Origin of the sequence: Pseudotabrizicola sp. L79 (assembly GCF_036553525.1) — a bacterium.
Classification (GTDB): Bacteria; Pseudomonadota; Alphaproteobacteria; order Rhodobacterales; family Rhodobacteraceae; genus Pseudotabrizicola.
This window is the reverse complement of sequence record NZ_JAZHDA010000040.1, coordinates 272,696-279,469: the sequence shown is the minus strand read 5'-3', so window position 1 is coordinate 279,469 and position 6,774 is coordinate 272,696. Positions and strand designations below refer to the sequence as shown.

Sequence of the window (6,774 nt, the reverse complement as noted above, 5' to 3'; positions counted from 1 at the left end):
GATCCAACCAATCCCGCCGCCGCCTCACCGTCCAGTCCAACTTCCGTCAGCCCGTCCGCTTCGGTGAGGCGGTGTTTACGTCCCACCACAAAAACCCGCAAGAGAAAAAAACACCTCACGTCGCATTTTTTTCATAAAGCCCGAAAATCGATCAATTTCCGGGGCTTGGCGCAAGATTGGGCATGGTCCGCCCCGCATTGCGGCAACAATCTTACGCCGACTGGCGGCCGGTTTTGCCCGTCGCGCCGCGCCGCCCTGTGCCAATCGCCCGCATCAGCAAAAGTGACCCTACGGCAGCAAGGTAGAGCAGGGGCTCGGGCGGCCATCCCTTGACCAGAATCACGAAATGCAACGCCCCCGCCACGGCCGCCACATAGGTCAGGCGGTGCAATTTGCGCCATTTTGCGCCCCCCATCCGCCGAATGGCGGAATCGGTCGAGGTGACGGCAAGGGGAATCATCGCCAACAGCCCGATCATCCCCAGAATGATATAGGGGCGCTTGGCCAGATCGGCCCAGGTCTCGCTCCAGCGCAGGTCCATATCCAGCCAAAGCCAGGTCAGGAAATGCAGAGCTATATAAAGGAAGGCCGTCACCCCCAGCGCGCGGCGGAACTTGATCAGGTTCAGCCCCAGGCGCCGCAGGGGGCTGATGCACAGCGACGCGATCAGGAATTGCAGCCCCCACAGGCCCAGCGCATGTTCAATCGCCTTGACCGGATCAGCCCCCAGCCGGGCCGTGACAGCCGACCAGATCAGCCAGACCAGCGGCACCAGCCCCGCGGCCCAGACGATGCCCGTGGGCAGCCGCCGCGCAAAAGCGTTGATCGCCTGCATCAAAAGTCTTTCGCCAGATCTTGCCCGGCATAAAGCTGGACCACCTGATCGGCATAGCCATTGAACATCTGCGTATCCACGCGCCCGGCAAACAGCCCGCCGCCCACGCGGCGCTCGCTGGCCTGGCTCCAGCGCGGGTGATCGACGGTCGGGTTCACATTGCTATAGAACCCGTATTCCCGCGCGTTCTGCATGTTCCATGTGGTTTGCGGCTGCTCGGCCGTCAGGCTGATACGCACGATCGACTTGATCGACTTGAACCCGTATTTCCACGGCACCACCAACCGGATCGGTGCGCCGTTCTGGTTGGGCATCGCCTCGCCATACAGCCCCGTCGCCAGAATCGTCAGCGGATGCATCGCCTCATCCAGCCGCAGCCCCTCACGATAGGGCCAGTCAAGGATCGCTGACCGTTGCCCCGGCATTTCTTCGGGGCGCACCAGCGTTTCAAAGGCCACATAGCGCGCCCCCGATTGCACCCCGACACGGGCCAGCAGATGCGACAGCTCAAAACCGATCCAAGGGATCACCATCGACCAGGCCTCGACACAGCGAAAGCGGTAGATCCGCTCTTCCAGCGGCGCCCCGGCCAGCAGATCGGCCAGATCATAACTGCCGGGCTTGTCCACCAGCCCGTCAATCTGCACCGACCACGGGTCTGTCGTCAGTTGCCCGGCATTGCGGGCCGGATCAGCCTTATCCAGACCGAACTCGTAAAAGTTGTTATAGCTGGTGATGTCTTCCAAACTGTTCGGCGCCTCATCGGTGGATAGCGCGCTTTTGGCGGCCTGAATGCTGGCCAGCGCCGGGCCACCCAAGGTCGGGGCCGCGATCAGCGCGCCTGCCCCCGCCAACAGTTTGCGCCGGCTCATCCACTGCGCCTTTGGCGTAACGTCTGACCAGGTCAGGTCGGTCTTGAACGGCATGGGCTGTGTCCTTCTCTGTCGCTTTACCCGGAAAGATGCGGGAAACCGCGCAAAAGGCAAAGCAATCTGCCTCACGTCTGCGGCAAAACCCTGAAACATCGCCGCCGCGACGAAAACACATCTATGAATCGGAATGTTCCGGGGCCATCCTGACCGGCAGGAGGATATCATGACCCACACCAACCTGCTTTCCCGCGCCCTTTCCGGCTGCACCCTGTTGGCCTGCCTTGCCGCAGCCCCCGGCTTTGCCGAAACCCCGCCCGTCACCTATACGGTCGAAGACAGTTTCGACAATGTCGCCTTTGCCATCGAAAGCGCCATCGTCGGGGCCGGTCTGGTGATCGACCATGTCAGCCATACGGGCGAAATGCTGGAACGCACCCGCGCCGATGTCGGCTCGGACAAGGTGCTGTTTGGTCAGGCCGATGTGTTCAGCTTTTGCTCGGCCTCGGTCAGCCGTCAGGTGATGGAGGCCGATCTGGCGAATATCCAGCATTGCCCCTATGGCATCTTTGTCTATGACACACCCGACGCCCCCGGCACGGTCACCGTCGGCCACCGCCAGTATGACGGAACCATGGGCCCGGTGAACGACCTGCTGACCAGCATCGTCAAAGACGCTTTGGGCACCGAATAGCCCCACATATCATCACATCCGCTGACAAGGATGTGATTGGAAATGCCCGCGCGCGCCGGCTTAGGGCGCGTGCGGCCCACGACAACCCCCAATCACAGAAAGGTTGCGTTGATCCAAACGCTGCTCTGGTCGCTATACCCTTTCGCCAATTCTGGCAGAGATCTGACTTGGGAGTTTCACCAATGATCCGCAGAACCTTTATCGCCCTGACCGCAACCGCCGCCATGGCGTTCTCGGCCCCCGCCTTTGCTGGCGGCCACGCGAAAGACATCGTTGACACCGCCGTTGGCGCAGGCAGCTTCAACACGCTCGTCGCCGCCGTCACCGCAGCCGGTCTGGTTGACACGCTGAAAGGCGAAGGCCCGTTCACCGTCTTCGCCCCCACTGACGAAGCCTTTGCCAAACTGCCGGCCGGCACCGTGGAAGAGCTGCTCAAGCCCGAGAACAAAGACCAGCTGACCGCGATCCTGACCTACCACGTCGTTCCCGGCAAGGTCATGTCAACCGACCTGACCGAAGGCATGATGGCCGCCACCGTGCAGGGCGCCGAAGTCACCATCACCCTTGACGGTGGCGCCAAGGTCAACGGCGCTGCCGTAACCACCGCCGACATCGAGGCCACCAACGGCGTGATCCATGTGATCGACACCGTCATCATGCCGCCGATGTAATCCATCCGGCATCAGACGCAAGGGGCGGGCGCAAGCCTGCCCCTTTTGCATTTCGTCCCCACCGCGCGCTCTGGCGCGGCGTGATCCTCAATCGCGAAAACACCGGCCGGGTCATCCGGTTTTACGGCGAAGACGCCAAATTCCTCGGCCTCGTCGATGACATCTGCGACATGGTCGAACTTAGGCTGGGCAGAGGGGCCTAGGCGCGCGCCCCCGCCCGCGTCTCTGCCAGAGACATGAAAAAGGGCGGGGTTTCCCCCGCCCTCTGGCCTCTCTCGCGGCCCCCGGTTCGGGGGCGTCAGTGAACCACCGCAACCTGCGGCTTTTCGCGCCGGCTCGGCACCACCCGGTCCCCGATCCGCAGCCCGTCCGGCCCCGCTGAAACATGGATCACCGCCCCGTCCAGCACCTCGCCCGCCAGCAGCATTTCAGACAGCGGATCTTGCAACTGCCGCTGAATGACCCGCTTCAAAGGCCGCGCCCCGAACACCGGATCATACCCTTCATCGGCCAGCCAGGCCTTCGCCTCCTCCGTCAGCTCCAGCGAGATCTTGCGCGCCGCCAGCCGCTTTTCAAGTCGCCGCAGCTGAATCTCGACGATCCCCGACATATTGGCCCGGCTCAGCCGATCAAAGATCACCTGCTCATCCAGACGGTTCAGGAATTCAGGCCGGAAATGCGCCCGCACCGCCTCCTCAACCTCCCGCTTCGCCGCCGCCACATCTGCCCCGTCGGGCAATTCGGACAGACTGCGCGCGCCAAGGTTCGAGGTCAGGATGATCAGCGTCTGCTTGAAATCAACCACACGCCCCTGCCCATCGGTCAGGCGGCCATCATCCAGCACCTGCAACAGCACGTTGAACACATCCGGATGCGCCTTCTCGACCTCGTCGAACAGCACCACCTGATACGGCCTGCGCCGCACCGCCTCGGTCAATACCCCACCCTCGTCATAGCCGACATAGCCGGGGGGGGCCCCGATCAGCCGCGCCACCGAGTGTTTCTCCATGAATTCCGACATATCGATGCGCACCATCGCATTGTCATCGTCAAACAGATACTCGGCCAAGGCCTTGGTCAGCTCGGTCTTGCCCACACCAGTCGGGCCAAGGAACAGGAACGAGCCAAGCGGGCGGTTTTCATCCGACAGCCCGGCCCGCGACCGCCGCACGGCGCGGCTCACGGCCTCGACCGCCGCCCGCTGACCGACAACGCGCTTGCCCAGCTCGTCTTCCATCTTCAGCAGCTTTTCCTTCTCGCCTTCCAGCATCTTGCTGGTCGGAATTCCGGTCCACCGCTCGACCACCTCGGCAATCTGCTCGGGCCGCACGGCCTCGGACACCAGGGCTTCGCCTTCGCGCGCCTCGGCCTCGGCCAGCTTCTTTTCCAGCGCCGGGATCTGGCCGTATTGCAACTCGCCCGCGCGGCCAAAATTGCCCTCGCGCTTGGCCTGCTCCAACTCGGCGCGGAACTTGTCCAGCTGCTCTTTCAGATCGCGCGCAGCTTCCAGACTGTCCCGCTCGGCCTGCCACTTGGCCGTCATCTCGGCCGAGCGTTGTTGCAGATCAGCCAGTTCCTTCTCGATCTTCTCAAGACGATCCTTGCTGGCGGCATCGTCTTCCTTCTTCAACGCCTCTTGCTCGATCTGCATTTGCAAGATCTGCCGGTCCAGCTGGTCCAGCTCCTCGGGCTTGCTGTCCACTTCCATCCGCAACCGGCTGGCAGCCTCGTCCATCAGGTCAATCGCCTTGTCCGGCAAGAACCGGTCGGTGATATAGCGGTGCGACAGCATCGCCGCCGCCACCAGGGCCGAGTCGGAAATCCGCACCCCGTGGTGCAGTTCATACTTTTCCTTGATGCCGCGCAGAATGCTGATCGTGTCCTCAACCGTCGGCTCTTCCACCATCACCGGCTGGAACCGCCGCGCCAAAGCCGCGTCTTTCTCTACATATTTGCGGTATTCATCCAGCGTGGTTGCCCCCACGCAGTGCAATTCGCCCCGCGCCAAGGCCGGCTTGATCAGATTGGCCGCATCCATCGCGCCATCCGACTTGCCCGCCCCGACCAGGGTATGCATCTCGTCGATGAACAGAATGATCTCGCCCTCGGCCGCCGTCACCTCGGACAGAACCGCTTTCAGACGTTCTTCAAATTCACCGCGATACTTCGCCCCGGCAATCAGCGCCCCCATATCCAGCGCCAAGAGCTTCTTGTCGCGCAACGATTCCGGCACGTCGCCATTTACGATCCGCAGGGCAAGGCCCTCGGCAATCGCGGTTTTACCCACGCCTGGCTCGCCAATCAGCACCGGGTTGTTCTTGGTCCGGCGGCTCAGCACCTGCATGGCGCGGCGAATTTCCTCGTCGCGGCCGATGATCGGGTCAATCTTGCCTTCTTCCGCCGCCTCGGTCAGATCGCGCGCATATTTCTTCAGCGCGTCATAGCCCTGCTCGGCACTGGCCGTATCGGCCGTGCGTCCCTTGCGAATGTCATTGATCGCCGAATTCAGCGCTTGGGGTTTGACTGCACCCGCCTCCAGCGCCTGCTTGGCAGCTCCCGGCACCATAGCCAAGGCCATCAAGATCCGCTCGACCGGCACAAAGCTGTCGCCCGCCTTTTTGGCCAACTTTTCCGCCTCGTCCAGCACCTTGACCAGCGACGGGTCGGTATAGGGCTGGGCATCGCCCGACACCTTGGGCAACTTCTTCAGCGCCAGCTCCACCGCCTCTTGCACCCGGCCCGGCTCGCCCCCGGCGCGGCGGATCAGGTTCGCGGCCATCCCCTGATCGTCATCCATGATGGCCTTCAGCAAATGCTCGGCCGCCAGCTTCTGGTGGCTTTCGCGCATTGCAATCGTCTGCGCGGCCTGAAGGAACCCGCGCGACCGTTCCGTGAATTTCTCCAAATTCATCGGTAATCTCCTTTTTTCCAAGCACCGCCCGCCAACGCCCTTACAAGGCACGCCAGCTCTGGCCTTGTCCTGAATGTGGGGGGTGCGCCGCCCTGATGCAAGATTGCCACAAGGCGATCAGGCTGATTCTTTCGCCCGGCAGGGCTTTTTGTCCGGCAAGCCCTTTTTCCCGGCCTGCCCCCGGCTTGCCCGCGTTACAGACAAATTCTTGCCCATCCGCGATCACCTTCTCGGCAAGTTCGGGCCACATGCCCCGCACATGCCCCGGTTCCGGTTGCACAAGCGCGCCCCACAGGCCAATGGTCAGTGAAAACCGGGCCGCAGAGCAGGCGGACCCAAGTGCCGGAAAGGGCCCCTATGCAAGATTTGCTGCAACCGCTGATTCACAAGGCGGCCGTGCATGACATTGCCGTGCACGTCGCCCGCACCGGCCTGTCGATTGGCGACGAGGCTGAATTGCATCTGCTGCCTGACGGGCGTGTTGGCGTCTTTGCCCTGCTGCACCGCCGCCTGTTTGGCCTGATTCCCCGCCGCGTCAGCCTGCTTTTGGGCAATCTCGGGCCACAGGCGCGCGAATTGCTGGAACGCGCCGTGGAAAGCGATGATCCTTTGCGCGTCCGCATCGTGGGCCTGACCCCGGAACATCTGGTCAGCGAAGGCGGCCAGCCCGAAATTCACATTTCAGTCTGGGGCAACCCCCGCCACATCACCCCCCTGCGCCCCCTGCCCCAGGCGCCGCCACCTGCGTAACCCCTTTCGCCCGGTCAAAAGACCGTCGGGCGGGGCAAAGGCCC

7 protein-coding genes are annotated in these 6,774 nt (G+C 62.8%); 4 read left to right on the top strand and 3 right to left on the bottom strand.

Going from position 1 to position 6,774, the window contains the following annotated elements:
* Nucleotides 1-211: 211 nt before the first annotated feature.
* Together msrQ and msrP are read right to left on the bottom strand one after the other, a co-directional pair.
* A complete protein-coding gene (gene msrQ, locus V3C85_RS02675; RefSeq protein ID WP_331793525.1) occupies nucleotides 212-835 on the bottom strand; it encodes a protein-methionine-sulfoxide reductase heme-binding subunit MsrQ in 624 nt (207 codons plus the stop codon).
* Entirely contained in the window at nucleotides 835-1,761 is a 927-nt protein-coding gene (gene msrP / locus V3C85_RS02670; protein WP_331793524.1) for a protein-methionine-sulfoxide reductase catalytic subunit MsrP, read from the bottom strand. The genes msrQ and msrP overlap by 1 nt, the downstream gene beginning before the upstream one ends.
* A 169-nt stretch (nucleotides 1,762-1,930) precedes the next feature.
* On the opposite strand from msrP, the gene V3C85_RS02665 reads away from it, so the two are divergent.
* The 3 genes from V3C85_RS02665 (at nucleotide 1,931) to V3C85_RS02655 (ending at nucleotide 3,272) form a co-directional block, all read left to right on the top strand.
* Nucleotides 1,931-2,398 carry a DUF302 domain-containing protein gene (locus V3C85_RS02665; RefSeq protein WP_331793523.1) on the top strand — a complete coding sequence of 156 codons (468 nt, stop codon included), beginning with the start codon at nucleotides 1,931-1,933 and terminating at the stop codon, nucleotides 2,396-2,398.
* Between the two features lie 182 nt (nucleotides 2,399-2,580).
* Nucleotides 2,581-3,069: a fasciclin domain-containing protein gene (locus V3C85_RS02660; protein WP_331793522.1), complete on the top strand. Its 489-nt coding sequence runs from the start codon at nucleotides 2,581-2,583 to the stop codon at nucleotides 3,067-3,069.
* 80 nt (nucleotides 3,070-3,149) lie between these two features.
* The gene (locus V3C85_RS02655; protein ID WP_331793521.1) at nucleotides 3,150-3,272 is read left to right on the top strand and encodes a hypothetical protein; all 123 of its coding nucleotides are present in this window, start codon (nucleotides 3,150-3,152) and stop codon (nucleotides 3,270-3,272) included.
* A 95-nt stretch (nucleotides 3,273-3,367) separates the two neighbouring features.
* Here the strand turns inward: V3C85_RS02655 and clpB are convergent, their stop codons facing one another.
* Nucleotides 3,368-5,980: an ATP-dependent chaperone ClpB gene (gene clpB, locus V3C85_RS02650; protein WP_331793520.1), complete on the bottom strand. Its 2,613-nt coding sequence runs from the start codon at nucleotides 5,978-5,980 to the stop codon at nucleotides 3,368-3,370.
* 357 nt (nucleotides 5,981-6,337) lie between these two features.
* Here clpB and V3C85_RS02645 point away from each other — a divergent pair, with 357 nt between their 5' ends.
* On the top strand, nucleotides 6,338-6,730 hold the full coding sequence (locus tag V3C85_RS02645) for a hypothetical protein (protein ID WP_331793519.1): 393 nt from the start codon (nucleotides 6,338-6,340) through the stop codon (nucleotides 6,728-6,730).
* Nucleotides 6,731-6,774: the final 44 nt, after the last annotated feature.